Raw genomic sequence first — 15,102 nt, forward strand, 5'->3', positions numbered from 1 at the left:
ATCTATTTTAACACAAAATTACAGTAAAACAATAGAAGAACTGCGTTTTTTTAGCTTTTTTGATTTTATTTTGTAAGTTTATTACATTTTTAGAAAAATGATGAAAATTTGCATGATATTTACGAATTATTTTTACTTGATTTTATGATTACTGTAAACTAGATTTACACTATAATTTAGTTTACAAAAAAATAAGAAAGGGCTTACCATTTCTTATTTTTAACTTAATTTCGATTTCTAAAAATTTCATACATCAAAACACTTGCTGCAACAGATGCATTTAAACTTTGAACATGACCAACCATCGGAATGGTAATCATTTCATCCACTTGTTTCTTAAGATTTTGGGCGATTCCGTGTCCTTCATTTCCGATAATCAGCGCAACTTTTCCAGCCGTATTCCATTTGTTGAAAGGTGTTCCATCCATATCGGTACCAAAAATCCAGAACCCAGCATCTTTTAATTTGTCAAGCGTTTGTGAAAGATTCGTTACACGAACGACAGGGACATACTGAAGTGCACCTGTACTTGCTTTTACAGCTACCGGTGTGATTCCAACGGAACGATGTTTGGGTATAATGATAGCATCTACTCCTGTGGCATCGGCCGTCCGCGCAATAGAACCTAGATTATGAGGATCGGTCAACTCATCCAAAATCAAAAGCGTTGCTGTCGTTTTATCCTGAGTCAAATTTATAATGTCTTCGAGTTCAGTATAAGCAAATTCGGCTACTCTGGCAACAAATCCTTGATGGACGCCATTATCAGACATTTTATTTAGTTCTGTTTTTGGAGTCCAAGAAATATTGACTTTCTTTTCTCGTGCCAATGCTTTGATTTTTTCTACATTTTTTCCGCGAAGATTTTCTTCGACATAAAGTTTGTTAACGGTACTTGAATTTAGGGCCTCTGTTACAGCGTGCAAGCCGTAGATAATATCGGTATTTTCCATGATTTTATTATATCAAATTTTGAAAGAAAAGGTCAGATTATTTTTTAAAAGATTTTTATAAATTATGTAATTCACGCTTTTATTTATGTAATTGATTAAATTAACAAAAAAGCAACCCAAATGGATTGCTTTTATTATTTTAATTGATTAGATTGCCAATGCACCCATTGGATCCCAAGGAAGTAAAACTTTTGATTCACCTTCATAGGCAGCAAGTTCTTCTGCTGTCAAAAATTCTTTACGAACAACGATTTGATAAGTGAACTCATCCATCCATTCGTCAGAAGCAACGAAGTAACCATCAAAGGCACCTGCGTCTTTACCCCATGAATTTTCGATTTTCCATTTTGTTGATTGGTCGTTTTCGTCCAAATCTACACCTGTGATTACCATTGCGTGAGTCATCAAGCTTTCAGCATAATCAAGACGTGAAGCCTTGTCTTGTGTGAATTTGATGTCAAGAGCTGTTTCGAAATCATAAGCATCGAGTGTCAACAAGCCGGCTGAACGATTTGATACTTGACCAACGTCACAACCAAACCAAACTGTTTCACCTTGTTGCATTTGAGCAATGGCAAGTTTCTTGAAACGATCCATTTCAACGTTCAAGTGTTTCACTGGTTTGCTTCCAACTACGTTACCGAGGAATTCAACCGTATAACTTTGATTATAAGGTTTGTCAGCTGTTGGTGCATTGATAACTGAAACGTATTCGTTTAAGTCAACGCCAACAAATTGGTCATAGAATTCTTGTGGTGTACCAGAGAATTTAGTCAAGTTTTTGCCTTCTTTATCGCGAATAGCAAAATCAAAATCTTGTGGTGGCAAGCCCAATGTTGCTGCAAGATAATTGAAGATTTCAGCAAGCAATTCTTCACGAAGAGCTACTGTATCTTTACCAGCTTTTGCAGCTTCAAGCAAAAGTTGTGCATCTTGACGGAGCAATTTATCTAAATATTGGTCAAGTTCACGACTTGCTGATGAAGCAACTGATTCAGGATAGATTGCTTTTGGAACAACACCATATTTTTGGAAAATGGCAACAATCATGTCCCATTGTCCGCCGTCACCTTGAGGTGTTTGGAGCAAGAAACGAAGGTGTTCTTTGTCCATATCAGGATTAGCTAAAAGTTGTTCAAAGAACCAGTTTGATTTTTCATATTTGTCCCAGAAAAATGTGTAGGCTTGTGAAAATTCAAAGTTATCCAATTTGAAGTTAGCGATTGTTTTGTGGCGGAAAGTATTCAAAGCCGCAAACATCCAGCAACGTCCTGATTGTTTTTGATTGGCAACTGGATCTTTTGTCAAGTCAATTGAGAACTCAGGAAGATTGGCTGCGTGTGAGGCACGGTTTTCAAGTGCGTTCAGCAAACCATTTTTAGTTGCAGCATTTTCTACTGCTCTGTATTTTGCATTTTGTGCAAAGTTATCATAAAGTTTTTGAGTAAAATCTTTAGTTAAAGTCATTATTTCTCCTTTACATTGTCATTTTACATTATAATCTAAATTCTCAGATAAGTCTATTATTATATTGTCTTTTGTTTTTAATGTCTCCTTTGGATAACTTTCAATTTCTGTCATAATTATTAGAAAAAAAGTCATAAAAAGCGTTTTCTTTTATAATTTTTTTGAAATTTTTAGACAAATTTTGTCTATTTGTAATTTATATGGTTGAAAAATTTTAAAAAACGTGTAAAATATATAATTATAAGATATATGATTGATATTTTATTATAATATTTAACGTTTTTATTATGAGCACTTTTTTGTAGTTACTCAAATATAAAATGATTAAGGGGGACAATTCAAACTTTTCAGTTCTATTAGACTGACCGAGAAAAGAGAGGCTTTTCTGAAATAATCTGATCACTTTAACAGACTTCATTGAATAAACTATTCAATGATTTGTATCGCTTGAGTTCAACAAAAAGGAGAATTATAAGGATGAAGAAAGATGATATTATTACACTACCAACTGGCGAAAACGTTCGGATAGTGAGTGCAGACCTTACCAAATATAAGAATATTATAGTTATTGAGCGAGAAAACTTGGAGCGTCGTGTTGTGGATCGAGAAACCATGACCATCACGAAAGCTCCAAATCTCAGCGCTTTTTAGTTTTTATACCTAAAAACGAGTTTGAAGAGTAAATAAAAAAAGGTGAACTTATTCACCTTTTTTCGTATTTAATTTTTCTTCAAGTGCTGCTTTACCTTCCAAAAACCAAGGATGAACTACTGGCATGCCTTCTTCTAACATGAAATTCATGTAAAATAAGGCTGCAGCTTCTGGTGAACTTCTCAGTGCTTCTTTCATTCCGGCATGATAAGCAGCATTCTCCCAGCTCAATTTGTCAGCTAAAAAGACGATCAAATCAAGCTGTGTAAAATGAGCTTTTAAAGTGGTATGACATTCGATTGCTGAAAGGATTTCATCATTAAAAAAGCCGAATTTCCAGCGCGCCAAAAACTTTGATATTTTTTGATGAAGGAGCACAGGATATGCTTCTTCCTCAGGCAAGAGGACAATTCCTGCTTCTGCAGCAATCGCCATTTGCTTGTCTGCTGGGTAGATTCCTCCTACATCATGCAAAATACCTGCTGAAAATGCTTTTGACGTGTTTTCGCCATATTTTTCTGCCAGTGCTTCTGCGATTTTGGCAACAGCAACGGAGTGTTCAAATAACTCTCCATCCCCTAAAAATTGTTTTACTTTTTCGATTAAGTCTTCCATTACATCTTCTCTCTAACACTGTTCCTTGTGTTTTTTGCCTCTATTATTCCGTTTCATCCTGAGACCCAAAAAATTTGACTCCTACAAGTCAAGTTTTATTGGTCACATTATTATTGTTTCTTATCTGTATATCAACTGATACATGTTTTAATTTTTAATCAGTGTATTTTCTTTGTCAGCGCTGACAATTTCAGGCTCTTTTAATTATATCAAAAAAATCTACGATTAGGTAGATTTTTGTAAGCTCTTACAGCATTTTTTCTAATAACTTGATAAGGGTTTGCGCAGATTGTTTTCCTGCTTCAATAATAAATTCATCAAATTTGACATTGGCGTCATGATCAGCCGTATCAGACATGGCACGGATGACCGCAAAAGGTTTTCCTAAGGCTGTTGCCGCTTGAGCAATTGATGCGCCTTCCATCTCAACTGCCAAAACTTCTGGGAAGTGAGATTTGATTTCCGCTACTTTGTCAGGGCTTGAAATAAAGCTGTCAGAGCTGGTGATCAAACCAACATGAACATTTTCAAGCACTTTCTTCAGCTCCGAAGTAAAGTATTTGCTGGCTTCATAATAGAGTGGCTGTTGTGCCATTTGACCATAAGCATAGCCAAAGGCTGTAACGTCAACATCATGATAGGCAAGTCTGTCAGCAATGACAACATCACCGATTTTGAGGGCTGAATCGACTGCACCTGCTGAACCTGTATTGATGATTGCATCTACTTCAAAAATATCTACCAAATAGCTGACCGCCAGTGCTGACATGACTTTTCCGATACCAGACTGCACAAGCACAACATCGTGACGGCCAATTGACCCTGTATAAAAGACTAGATTGTGGCGTGTGTGCTTTCCTGAATTGTCAAGTCGATTGACCAAGGTCCGAATTTCTTCGTCCATTGCAGCAATAATTCCTATTTTCATGTTTAAAACTTTCTATATTAGTGAGTGATATATTAGAAGAAATAATACCACACGAAGCCGACAAATAATGCCAGTGCGAATAATGCGACGATAATCAGCCATTTATTGACTGATTTGCTCCGCTCAACTTGCTTGGCATTTTCAATCCGACGACTTTTATAGACGGACTTTTTTGACAAGTCTTTTTCTATTTTACTGTACTTTTCGGATAGTTCTTCGTCTTGCGCCATTTCTTCTTGCAAATGACGTTCGAGATGCTTGCGGTTCCGTCGTGCTTCCTCAATAATTTCATCCGTTAAAATTGGTCTAGGCATTTAAACCTCCACGTAAAATTTTTAACTCCCAATATTGTATTGCCATAATTGTTTTAGAATCACAAATTTCTCCCTTTTGCATCATCAATTTAGCTTCCTGCAAAGTGACAAGTTTGGTTTCCAGAAATTCTTCGTCATCCATTGGACGCGGATTTTCTACCTTTTTCAAATGATCCGAGAAAAAGAGATGTGTTTGTTCTGATGAAAAGCCAATGGTACCATAAAATGGAGCAATAACTTCCAAGTCAAATCCATCTTCAACAGTATATCCTGTTTCTTCTTCTAGTTCTCTGAGTGCAGCTGCCTCAATCTTAGAATTTTCTCCGAATTCTAATTTACCAGCGGGAATTTCATAGATAAATTGTTCAATCGCCTTGCGATATTGACCAACCAAAATCATTTTGTCGGAAATAATCGGAGCGACTGCAACGCCTCCGTTATGAAAAACCAGTTCGCGTGTGCCTAAATTTCCATCAGGCAAGCTTACCGTATCGCATACCACACGAAATATTTTTCCATGAAAAATCAAATCACGTGATAATGTTTTTTCTTCATATTTTTTATTTTCAACTTCTAACATAACTTCCCTTAATCTCTAATTTTTACTTATTGACCACGGTAATGTGGCATTTTCTTGGCACGATTGAGCTTGTTGACTTGGCGACCACGAGCAATCGCTACTGCCTCGTTTGGTACATCATCAATGACAACAGAACCGGCTGCGGTCAATCCGTTTTTACCAACATGAACAGGTGCAATCAAGGTTGTATTTGAGCCAATAAAAGCAAAGTCATCGATTTCAGTATTGAATTTATTGTGTCCGTCATAATTCGCTGTGATTGTTCCAGCTCCGAAATTGACTTTTTCGCCAACTGTAGCATTGCCAATGTATGTCAAATGGCCTGCTTTTGTTCCTTTTCCAAGCGTTGAACTCTTGACTTCAACGAAGTTACCAACATGTACATCTTCGCTCAAGACGGTTTCAGGGCGCAAATGAGCATAAGGGCCAACGTTTGAACCAACGCTCATGCGACTTCCTTCGACTGTCGAATTGCGAATTTCTGTATCTGAATGAATTTCTGAATCAATAATGCGACTGCCGTTCGTGATATGTACATGATTAAAAATTGTCGTCTTACCTTTGATGACAACATTTCCTTCAATCACCGTTTCTGCACCGATTTCAATGTCTGCATCGATATAAGTTGTTTCAGGGTCAATCAAAGTAACACCGTTAATCATGTGTTGTTTATTGATGCGCGCACGCATGATTTTTTCAGCCTGTGCAAGTGCAACACGGTCATTGACACCGAGGCTTTCGTTGAAATCATCGAGACTGAAGGCTGCAACCGTTTTTTGCATTGATTTGAAAATTTCAATGACATCGGTCAAATAATATTCGCCTTGTGCATTATTGGTTGTGATCTTGTTCAAAGCCATGAAAAGTGATTTGTTATCGAAAACGTAAGTCCCTGTGTTGATTTCTTTAATGGCTTTTTCTGACTCAGATGCGTCTTTTTGTTCAACAATTTTTTCAACAGAAAGATCATCGCCACGAACAATACGGCCGTAGCCTGTTGGATTTTCAGCAATGGCAGTCAAAATCGTTGCTGTTGCTTTTTGAGATTGGTGGTAAGCAAATAAACGGTTGAGCGTTTCGCCAGTAATCAAAGGTGTATCACCAGCAATGACAAGCGTCATGCCTTCTTGATCAGCGAGCAAATCAGCCGCGATTTTTACCGCATGTCCTGTTCCAAGCTGTTCACTTTGCTTGACATAGTTTGTTTCCTTAGGCAATGTGGCAATAACACGTTCTGCTTCATGCCCAACAATGACTATATTCTTTTCCGTATCAACTGACGAAACATGTGATAAGACATGAGCAAGCATTGATTTTCCAGCAACTTCATGAAGCACTTTTGGCAGTTTTGACTTCATGCGTGTCCCTTTGCCCGCCGCTAAAATAATGGCATATTTATTCATCGTTTTTCCTCCGATTTATCTCATTAAATTTTCATTTATATTATAGCTATTATATCATAAAACAAGCCCTTATTCAGTAAACACCTGTCTTTTATCAAAATGCCTCCCCTATTTTGAATATCATTCCTGCGGTCAGCACTGACAAGTAACGTATTTTTAAATCGTCAGCTTCTTTTTTTATTAAGGGCTTCTTTTTATGTTAAAATAGCCCTATCATATAGTTTGGAGAATCTCATGAAAACAATTGGTTTTATTGGTGTTGGGAAAATGGCAACCGCCATTATTTCTGGTTTGGACAAAGATAAATTTAAAGTATTTATTTCTGGCCGCGACATTAAAAAGACAAAACAACAAGCAAAAGACCTGCAAGTATCTGCTGTCAGCAGCCATCACGAATTGGTCGAAAAATCGGACTTGATCGTCTTATCTATCAAGCCACAAGTCCTTCCAAAAATCGCTGACGAAATCTTGTCAGCTCTGACCGCTGAAAAAACAATCCTCTCGATTGCTGCAGGTTATACTTTGAGCGATTTGGAACATTTGATGGCGCTTGAAAGTATGCCTATCATTCGAGTTATGCCAAATATCAACGCCCAAATCGGTCGTTCAACTTCTGCCATTGTCAAAAATGATTTTGTCAGCGATGACAGCTATGCCTTTGCCAAAGCAGTTTTTGAAAATGTGGGTTCTGTTCACGAAGTTGCTGAAAAAGATTTTTCTACATTTACAGCACTTGCTGGTTCAAGCCCTGCTTACATTTATATGTTTATTGACGCCCTGAGCCGAGCTGGTGTTTTGCACGGCATGTCAAAAGAAGCTTCACTTTCCATTGTTGCGGACACGGTTGCCGCTTCTGCAGAAATGGTGCTTCAATCTGGCGAAAATCCTTGGACTTTAGTTGACCAAGTCTCAAGCCCTGGTGGAACTACTATCGCAGGTGTTGTCAGTCTTGAACAAAATCGCTTCGTAGCAACTGTCATCGACGCGATTACAGCAACGATTGATAAGGAAAAAGGATTGATTTAATATAAAGTGTCTGAAGAGACACTTTTTTTGATGAAGAAAGTATTTTTCCCTTTCATGCATCAGCGGTCTCTGTCATCAAATACAACCACTCGCTTTAACAAACGAGAAACTATCGACAATCAAGAACCTATCAAAGCTGACAAAAACCATTTTCAGCAGAAAAACTTGTCAAAGCTGACAAAATAGTGTATGATAGGAGAGTAGTTTTTTACAACTTTTTCTTGGTTTCACGCTTGCCAAGCTGATACTCGGAAAGAGCAATAAATTCAAAGGAGAAAAAACTCATGGCAATTTCAAAAGAAGTAAAATCAGAAATCATCGCTAAGTTCGCCCGCAAAGAAGGCGATACTGGTTCACCTGAAGTACAAATCGCTGTACTTACTTGGGAAATCAACCACCTTAACGACCACATCAAATCACACAAAAAAGACCACGCAACTTACCGTGGATTGATGAAAAAAATCGGTCACCGTCGTAACCTCTTGTCATACCTTCGTTCAAAAGATATCCAACGTTACCGCGAATTGATCGCAGCTCTTGGACTTCGTCGTTAATTCGTCAACATTCAAGCAAAAAAAGAGCCTCGGCTCTTTTTTTATTTTCTTAACATTAAAAAATCTATCCTCAAAGGATAGATTTTTTTTAATTACTTGATTGGGTAGTCGTCGTTTCAGATGAACTAGACGTTGTTGGACTTGATGAACTTTCCGTTGTTGATGAACTTGAACTAGGCGAGCTACTACTACTACTTGATTCTGAAGTAGAGCTTGATGAACTTGACGAGCTTGATGAACTTTCAACAGCTTGTGTCACATCAATAACAATTTGTGTGTCCAATGTATAAGACTTGCCAACTTCAACATTCAAACCAGCGACCCAGCCACTTGTTGAACCAGGCGTTGCGATTGGATTGAGGGTTACATTGGTAAAGCCAAGATTTTGCAATGCGCTTTGATAGCTGACTGCATTTTGTCCTCGATATGACGGAATGGTTGCTTCTGCACCTTTCGAAATTTCAAAGACAATCTTATCGTTACCAGAAGTGTCAAAACTTTCTCCCTTAGCTGGTGTTTGTTTAAAGATTGTACCAGCCTTGTAAGAATCATTGGCGACATAATTTTTAGTGACCATGTCTGAAGTAATGTTATATTTAACCAACAAGTCGTTTAATGCTGAGTCAATATCTTGACCAACATAATTGTCCATGCTAATCACATTTGAATTTCCTTTAGAAACGTAAATGTTGACAGAGCTATTTTCGCGAACTTCTGTACCAGAAGCAGGGTCAGTTTTCATTACTTTACCTGATTCAACATCGGTACTTTGTTGTTTGATTTGTTTTCCGACTTTTAGATTGGCTGCTTGAATCTCAGTTTTCGCTTCATCATAAGTTAAGCCTGCAACATCTGGTACCGTCGTATTCTTAGGTGTCATTGATGTCCAAGCAAATGCCACACCGGCAATAACAGCAATCAAGACAATAATCAGTGCAATTAAACCTTTACGTGATTTTTTCTTGGGCTTATTATTTTCAGGTGTTTTTTCTGCTGCTTCAGCTTTGGCGTCGTCCGTTTGTTCAGAATGACGCTCCGGCATCTTATCCGCTTTTGAATCAATCAATGGCTTGGTATCATAAGGATTGATCAAGTTTGACGGCATCATTTTCGTCGCACTATTATCCTTTTTAAAGACCAATTTTTCTTCGCCACGGCGCTCAGGGCTAGTTGAAGTAGCCAAATCTTCCATCATCTCTGTTACGTCAGCATAACGGTCATTCATATCTTTGGCTGTTGCTCTGATGACAACATTTTCCAAAGCCTGTGGCACATCATGGTTTAGATTGATGATACTAGGAATGTTTTCTTGGAAGTGTTTCAAGGCAATGGCAACTGCTGAGTCTCCATCAAATGGAATTTGACCTGTGAGTAACTCAAAAAGAATAATCCCAATCGCATAAATATCCGATTGAACTGTTGCATTTGCACCACGTGCTTGTTCTGGTGACAGATAATGAACTGAACCAAACATTGTATTCGTTTGCGTCAATGACGTTTCAGATAAAGCCTTAGCAATCCCAAAGTCTGTAACTTTAACAAGACCGCTATTTGAAATCATGACATTTTGGGGCTTCAAGTCACGGTGAATAATCCCATGACCATGCGCCATTTCCATAGCAGATAGAATTTCCATCGTGATTGAAATGGCTTCCTCATTTGATAGAGGTGCGCGTCCATTGATATACTGCTTCAATGTCATCCCATCAATGAATTCCATGACGATATACTGTTGATTTTCGTATTCACCAACGTCTGAAATTCCTACAATATTTGGGTGAGAAAGCTCTGCCATCGCAAAAGCTTCACGCTGAAAACGGGCGATTGCAATATTATCATTTTCGAAATTTGACCGTAAAACCTTGATGGCTACTGGGCGATGATCAAGGAAAGTATCCTCTCCTTTATACACATTTGCCATGCCTCCTCGGCCAATTTCAGTGATGATTTTATATCGATCTGCAAAGATTTTCCCGATTTGAATCATCTAGGATCCTCCTGAGAAATATTTTCTAAGTCTGACGCTTGATCACAATGAACGAGAACAACTGTGATATTATCATTTCCACCATGTTCATTGGCAAGACGAATAAGCGCTTCGGCCTTATTGTCCAAGCTTAAATCTTCACGCTCTACCACTTCCATGATTTCATGGGCAGACACCATATTGGTGAGACCATCTGAATTGATCAAAATAAAGTCGTTTATTTTCAAATCAAAAGTTTGAATGTCTGCTTGAACTTCCGTAGGTTGACCGAGTGAACGTGTAATAATATTTTTATTTGGATGCACTTCGGCTTCGGCTTCGGTAATTTGTCCAGCATCAACCAACTCTTGAACGAGTGAATGATCGACTGTAATTTTGTTTAATTCATTGTCTCGAATTAAATATTTGCGACTGTCGCCGACATGGGCTGAAATGGCACGACCATTCTTGATAATTAAGGCTTCTAACGTTGTTCCCATGCCTCTGTATTCATCAAGTTGACCAAGATTTGCAATGTTTTCATTTTCATTGCGAATTTGATTACGTAACCATGTTTCAATTGTTTCATCTGGTGTTCCTTGGTCAAAAAATGACTCCGTCCAGAGTTTCCCTAAGTCTTCGACTGTAAGTTTGCTTGCGACATTTCCGGCTTTATGACCACCCATACCGTCTGCCAAAAGAAAGAGGCGAAAGCCTGCACGATTGACAAATGTTCCGGCATAATCTTGGTTGGTGCTACGTTTTGAGCCAATGTCCGATAAGATACTATATTCCACTTTTTCTCCTTAAAGAATAAGTTTATTTAAAATTAAGAATTTTACATCCCCATGACTGCTTCTTTTGAACAGCTGAGTATGATGATATTCAATTATTATAATAAAAGAAAGTTGCAAAAAACAAGTCATTTGATTGATTTTTACACTTCATATCATATTTAAATTCTAATTTTTTCTAAATTTAGCGACAAAAAATCCGTCGGTGTGATACATTTCAGGCGTCAAAAAGATGCAGCCGTCTGTGATAATATCGTTCTTTTCGTGGGAGATTGTTACTTGCTCAAAGTCTTCGTGGCTAGCGAGAAACGCTTTTATCACATCAAAATTTTCTTCATCGAAGATTGTGCAAGTACTATAAACCATTATACCATTTTTTTTCAAAGATTTCGATGCACTATCTAAGATTTTTAGTTGAATATCATGCAAATTGCTGAAATCCGAACTTTCTTTCCGATAACGAATGTCTGGCTTTCTACGAATTAAGCCTATGCCTGAGCAAGGGGCGTCCACTAAAATACGATCAAATTTTTCTGCACCAAAATTTTCATAAATCTCAGTCGCATCCATTTTTTCTGTCGTAATTTTATCAGCAACACCTTGACGTTGGGCATTGTCTTCAATCAGCTTGAGTTTATGGTCATACAAATCCAATGCTATGATATGTCCTGTTGTCAAATAGCTTGCCATGTGTGTTGTTTTACCACCTGGTGCCGCGCAGGCGTCAAGCACGATTTCATCGCCTTGAAGCTCAAGTTGAGGGGCAACCAACTGGCTAGACTCATCCTGAATGGTATATTTTCCAGCTAAAAAGTCTTGTTTAGCTGCAAAATTTCCGCTGTCAGCAATGACCGCTGTCTCTGTCAGCTCTGACGGACGCGTTCCCGCGATTTCGACCGTTTTATCAATCACGCGCAAACTGACATGACTTGGTGTTTCAAGACTTTCCAAAATAGCACCTGTTCTTTTTCCACCAAATTGTTTGACCATTTTGTCAAGCAAAAGTTTTGGCATCGAATATTTAATTTCCCAGGTTTTTGGTTCTTCATCTTTGTGTTCAGAACGCGTGAATGAGCGCATAACAGCATTCACAAAGTTGGCAGTAGATTGTCCATCTTGAATTTTGGCAATCTTAACTGCTTCATCAACTGCAGCTGAGGTTGGAACTTTGTCCATAAACTGAATTTGATAGATGGTCATGTTAAGCAACATTTGAACCCACGGTTTTGGTGCTTTTTTCAAAAATGGACGGCTGTACCATTCGAGCAAGTCTTTTTTAGAGACGACACCATAAACAAGTGCCGTAATGAATGGTTTGTCGATTTCTTCAATCACATTGTCTCTGAGATGACGGTCAAGCGAAATATTAGCATAAGCGTCATTTCCAAAAATGTCATTTAGCACCTCAAGTGCGATTTGTCTTGCATTTTTTTTCATAAAGTAATTGTACCATAAAAGCCCACCTATTGATGAGCTTTCTGGACTATTCTCTTAATTTTTCAAGAGTTTAAGCGTTTCTTTATCGAGTTTCCATTGTTCAGCGTATGCATCGCCTGAAAATGAAAGATAACTTGTGCCGTCATAGATGGTGACAACGGAAGCTTGCATACTGACCGAGCAGTTTTTATCGTTGTACAGATATATTTCATCTGTTGATTTAACTCTGCCTAGGTCGGAATCTAAAATCCCATATTTTGGTTTTTGAGCCGTCACTTTTTTCAATGCAGCAATCAATTTGGCTTGATTATTTTCATCCATCTTTTTAAGACTTGATTCAAAAAAATTTCCTGATTTTGGATAGACACGATGTTCCAAATATTTTGGATTTAGAAATTCAAGATTTTCATGTCCTTTTTTCATGTTTTTTGAAACCCAAATGGCGGACATGAGATTATATCCGTCATCCTTTTTCTTAGCCCCTTTAAATTCAATTTCAGCAATCATTTTTTCTTGTGGAATTTTATTAAATTTCCAATATTCAGCTTTAGATTTTTCTGTCTTTTTACGCAAATATGTTGCATCGTATATCGTCAAGTGACTATCGTCATCTTTGACAGTATAATTTAATCTGAAATAAGGCGACATATAGTAGGTTTGGCCTTGAACGATTGTTTTCTCAATGTCGGTATTTACCTTATATCTTGAAAAGGGCAATGGAATTGACGTTTGCAACAAGAAAAGAAATGTGCAATAAGTCAAAACGCCAAGTCCAATAACGACACCAAAAATAATTTTTCCAATATTTTTCATAATTTCTCCCAAAATTACTTTAACACTGTTTTAAGCGAATACTTTTACTCCCCAAAAATATCGCCGACGGCTAGTTTTTGCCCCAATCCATTTAAATAACTTGCAATATCCATTTGTGGTTTTCCTGCAGGTTGGACACGTTGAAGTGATAAAACGCCATTGCCTGTTGCAACAAGCAGGTGCTTTTTCGTCTTCTCAATGACGCTACCTGCTTTTGCAGTCGTTGCTACATCTGGAACTTCCACCACTTCATAGATTTTAAAACGTTCGCCATTCAAAAATGTATGTGCAATCGGAAATGGGTTCATGCCACGGACTTGATTGAAAATCTCACGCGCTGATTTATTCCAGTCAATTTTTTCTTCTTCTGGTGCAATGTTTGGACTAAAAGTAACTTGAGATTCATCTTGTGCCACCGGTTTGAGCTCTCCTGACAAGTATTTTGGCAAGGTCTCAAGCAACAAATCACGGCCGACAATTGCCAATTTGTCAAACATGGTTCCTAAATTATCTTCTTCAAGAATTGGAATTGGGGCTTGTGAAATCATATCACCAGCGTCCATTTTTTTAACCATTTCCATAATGGTAATGCCTGCTTTTTCGTCGCCATTCATAATCGCATATTGAATTGGCGCACCTCCACGATATTTTGGCAAAAGGCTACCATGCGTATTGACTGCAAAGCTAACTGAATCGAGCAATTTTGTTGGTAAAAATTGGCCAAAAGCAGCCGTCACAATACCATCTGCACCAAGTGCCATCAGATCTTCCATTTCTTGTGAACCTGACAATTTTTCAGGCTGATAAACTGGCAAATCGTGAGCAAGTGCGACAACTTTAACAGGTGTCATTTTGAGCTCATGTTTTCTGCCTACCTTGCGATCGGGCTGAGTTACAACAGCCAAAATCTCATAAGCTTCGCTATCAATAATTCCTTGTAAAACTGTTGCTGCAAAGTCTGGTGTTCCCATAAATAAAATTTTTGTTTTTGTCATTTTTTCTCCTGTTCGATTATTTTTAAAATTAAAAAATAGAGTATCTATTTTTCCACATCAGAGGGAAAAGTGGATAAAATTTTCCAGTTTTCATACACCTCGGACTTACCCACATCCGGATAAGCATTTATTTCTGCAATTACTTTGAGGATAAGTGGAGAACTATTGGCTTCTGTCAGTACTGACAGCTTTTTCCACATTGCCTCGTCCGAGTCATTTTTCCCGTCAGCCACCATTTTCGGCAAATCTTGCCGCTCACTACTCACAGAAATATTATAAAGATTAAAAACGTGATGTTTGACAAGCACTGCCTCATTTTCGTAAACCCAGGCTGAATAAAGGCGACTATTTTCTGCGTCAAGAACTGAAAAACCTGTTTCTTCCAAAACTTCACGGTCTAATGTTTCTCTCATTGACTCGCCAATTTCCTGAGAGCCGCCTGGCAAATCGTAACGATTTTGATAGGGGCCCGAATTCTTCTTGATGACCAGCAATTTATCCTCTTTAATTGCCACGCCATAAACGCCAAAATGCTTGCCAAGTTTGAAATTAGTTTTCATTTTATTCACATTTTCTGTTTAAATTTTATTATTCATCTGTTTTCAC

16 protein-coding genes are annotated in these 15,102 nt (G+C 37.9%); 3 read left to right on the top strand and 13 right to left on the bottom strand.

Annotation, left to right across the window (positions count from 1 at the left end; all coding sequences use genetic code 11):
• Positions 1-224: 224 nt before the first annotated feature.
• Both rlmB and pepC read right to left on the bottom strand, forming a co-directional pair.
• Complete coding sequence (gene rlmB / locus GHI45_RS09325; protein ID WP_147780481.1) at positions 225-953, bottom strand: 23S rRNA (guanosine(2251)-2'-O)-methyltransferase RlmB; 729 nt, start codon at positions 951-953, stop codon at positions 225-227.
• A gap of 147 nt (positions 954-1,100) precedes the next feature.
• Positions 1,101-2,420: an aminopeptidase C gene (pepC, locus tag GHI45_RS09330; RefSeq protein WP_147780480.1), complete on the bottom strand. Its 1,320-nt coding sequence runs from the start codon at positions 2,418-2,420 to the stop codon at positions 1,101-1,103.
• A 477-nt stretch (positions 2,421-2,897) separates the two neighbouring features.
• Here pepC and GHI45_RS09335 point away from each other — a divergent pair, with 477 nt between their 5' ends.
• Positions 2,898-3,071 carry a bacteriocin gene (locus GHI45_RS09335; protein ID WP_147780479.1) on the top strand — a complete coding sequence of 58 codons (174 nt, stop codon included), beginning with the start codon at positions 2,898-2,900 and terminating at the stop codon, positions 3,069-3,071.
• A gap of 48 nt (positions 3,072-3,119) precedes the next feature.
• Here GHI45_RS09335 and yqeK read toward each other — a convergent pair whose 3' ends face one another.
• The 5 genes from yqeK to glmU all read right to left on the bottom strand — a co-directional run bounded on the left by yqeK (position 3,120) and on the right by glmU (position 6,911).
• Positions 3,120-3,686 carry a bis(5'-nucleosyl)-tetraphosphatase (symmetrical) YqeK gene (yqeK, locus tag GHI45_RS09340; RefSeq protein ID WP_147780478.1) on the bottom strand — a complete coding sequence of 189 codons (567 nt, stop codon included), beginning with the start codon at positions 3,684-3,686 and terminating at the stop codon, positions 3,120-3,122.
• A gap of 247 nt (positions 3,687-3,933) precedes the next feature.
• Positions 3,934-4,614, bottom strand: a complete 681-nt coding sequence (locus GHI45_RS09345) for a 5'-methylthioadenosine/adenosylhomocysteine nucleosidase (protein WP_147780477.1) — start codon at positions 4,612-4,614, stop codon at positions 3,934-3,936.
• Between the two features lie 32 nt (positions 4,615-4,646).
• Complete coding sequence (macP, locus tag GHI45_RS09350; protein ID WP_147780476.1) at positions 4,647-4,928, bottom strand: cell wall synthase accessory phosphoprotein MacP; 282 nt, start codon at positions 4,926-4,928, stop codon at positions 4,647-4,649.
• Positions 4,921-5,508, bottom strand: coding sequence for an NUDIX hydrolase (locus GHI45_RS09355; protein WP_147780475.1), 588 nt, complete (start codon positions 5,506-5,508; stop codon positions 4,921-4,923). The genes macP and GHI45_RS09355 overlap by 8 nt, the downstream gene beginning before the upstream one ends.
• A 26-nt stretch (positions 5,509-5,534) precedes the next feature.
• Positions 5,535-6,911: a bifunctional UDP-N-acetylglucosamine diphosphorylase/glucosamine-1-phosphate N-acetyltransferase GlmU gene (glmU, locus tag GHI45_RS09360; protein ID WP_147780474.1), complete on the bottom strand. Its 1,377-nt coding sequence runs from the start codon at positions 6,909-6,911 to the stop codon at positions 5,535-5,537.
• A gap of 234 nt (positions 6,912-7,145) precedes the next feature.
• Here glmU and proC point away from each other — a divergent pair, with 234 nt between their 5' ends.
• Together proC and rpsO are read left to right on the top strand one after the other, a co-directional pair.
• The gene (gene proC, locus GHI45_RS09365) at positions 7,146-7,937 is read left to right on the top strand and encodes a pyrroline-5-carboxylate reductase (RefSeq protein WP_147780473.1); all 792 of its coding nucleotides are present in this window, start codon (positions 7,146-7,148) and stop codon (positions 7,935-7,937) included.
• Positions 7,938-8,221: 284 nt separating this feature from the next.
• Positions 8,222-8,491 (top strand): 30S ribosomal protein S15, encoded by a 270-nt coding sequence (gene rpsO, locus GHI45_RS09370; protein WP_147780472.1) that lies wholly within the window; start codon positions 8,222-8,224, stop codon positions 8,489-8,491.
• A gap of 88 nt (positions 8,492-8,579) precedes the next feature.
• Here rpsO and pknB read toward each other — a convergent pair whose 3' ends face one another.
• The 6 genes from pknB to GHI45_RS09400 all read right to left on the bottom strand — a co-directional run bounded on the left by pknB (position 8,580) and on the right by GHI45_RS09400 (position 15,056).
• Entirely contained in the window at positions 8,580-10,478 is a 1,899-nt protein-coding gene (gene pknB, locus GHI45_RS09375; RefSeq protein WP_147780471.1) for a Stk1 family PASTA domain-containing Ser/Thr kinase, read from the bottom strand.
• A complete protein-coding gene (locus GHI45_RS09380; protein WP_147780470.1) occupies positions 10,475-11,254 on the bottom strand; it encodes a Stp1/IreP family PP2C-type Ser/Thr phosphatase in 780 nt (259 codons plus the stop codon). Before GHI45_RS09380 ends, pknB begins: the two co-directional genes overlap by 4 nt.
• 165 nt (positions 11,255-11,419) lie before the next feature.
• A complete protein-coding gene (gene rsmB, locus GHI45_RS09385; RefSeq protein ID WP_147780469.1) occupies positions 11,420-12,688 on the bottom strand; it encodes a 16S rRNA (cytosine(967)-C(5))-methyltransferase RsmB in 1,269 nt (422 codons plus the stop codon).
• Positions 12,689-12,742: 54 nt separating this feature from the next.
• Positions 12,743-13,501: a hypothetical protein gene (locus GHI45_RS09390; RefSeq protein ID WP_147780468.1), complete on the bottom strand. Its 759-nt coding sequence runs from the start codon at positions 13,499-13,501 to the stop codon at positions 12,743-12,745.
• Between the two features lie 44 nt (positions 13,502-13,545).
• A complete protein-coding gene (fmt, locus tag GHI45_RS09395) occupies positions 13,546-14,496 on the bottom strand; it encodes a methionyl-tRNA formyltransferase (RefSeq protein ID WP_147780467.1) in 951 nt (316 codons plus the stop codon).
• Between the two features lie 44 nt (positions 14,497-14,540).
• Entirely contained in the window at positions 14,541-15,056 is a 516-nt protein-coding gene (locus GHI45_RS09400; RefSeq protein ID WP_147780466.1) for an NUDIX hydrolase, read from the bottom strand.
• Between the last annotated feature and the right edge of the window lie 46 nt (positions 15,057-15,102).

This window comes from Lactococcus sp. dk101 (genome assembly GCF_009601055.1).
Lineage (GTDB): Bacteria > Bacillota > Bacilli > Lactobacillales > Streptococcaceae > Lactococcus.

Coding starts and splice junctions, on each gene's coding strand:
- rlmB (WP_147780481.1), bottom strand. CDS start 953: ATGGAAAATACCGATATTATCTACGGCTTGCACGCTGTAACAGAGGCC.
- macP (WP_147780476.1), bottom strand. CDS start 4,928: ATGCCTAGACCAATTTTAACGGATGAAATTATTGAGGAAGCACGACGG.
- pknB (WP_147780471.1), bottom strand. CDS start 10,478: ATGATTCAAATCGGGAAAATCTTTGCAGATCGATATAAAATCATCACT.
- rsmB (WP_147780469.1), bottom strand. CDS start 12,688: ATGAAAAAAAATGCAAGACAAATCGCACTTGAGGTGCTAAATGACATT.
- GHI45_RS09390 (WP_147780468.1), bottom strand. CDS start 13,501: ATGAAAAATATTGGAAAAATTATTTTTGGTGTCGTTATTGGACTTGGC.
- yqeK (WP_147780478.1), bottom strand. CDS start 3,686: ATGGAAGACTTAATCGAAAAAGTAAAACAATTTTTAGGGGATGGAGAG.
- GHI45_RS09345 (WP_147780477.1), bottom strand. CDS start 4,614: ATGAAAATAGGAATTATTGCTGCAATGGACGAAGAAATTCGGACCTTG.
- proC (WP_147780473.1), top strand. CDS start 7,146: ATGAAAACAATTGGTTTTATTGGTGTTGGGAAAATGGCAACCGCCATT.
- rpsO (WP_147780472.1), top strand. CDS start 8,222: ATGGCAATTTCAAAAGAAGTAAAATCAGAAATCATCGCTAAGTTCGCC.
- GHI45_RS09355 (WP_147780475.1), bottom strand. CDS start 5,508: ATGTTAGAAGTTGAAAATAAAAAATATGAAGAAAAAACATTATCACGT.
- pepC (WP_147780480.1), bottom strand. CDS start 2,420: ATGACTTTAACTAAAGATTTTACTCAAAAACTTTATGATAACTTTGCA.
- fmt (WP_147780467.1), bottom strand. CDS start 14,496: ATGACAAAAACAAAAATTTTATTTATGGGAACACCAGACTTTGCAGCA.
- glmU (WP_147780474.1), bottom strand. CDS start 6,911: ATGAATAAATATGCCATTATTTTAGCGGCGGGCAAAGGGACACGCATG.
- GHI45_RS09335 (WP_147780479.1), top strand. CDS start 2,898: ATGAAGAAAGATGATATTATTACACTACCAACTGGCGAAAACGTTCGG.
- GHI45_RS09400 (WP_147780466.1), bottom strand. CDS start 15,056: ATGAAAACTAATTTCAAACTTGGCAAGCATTTTGGCGTTTATGGCGTG.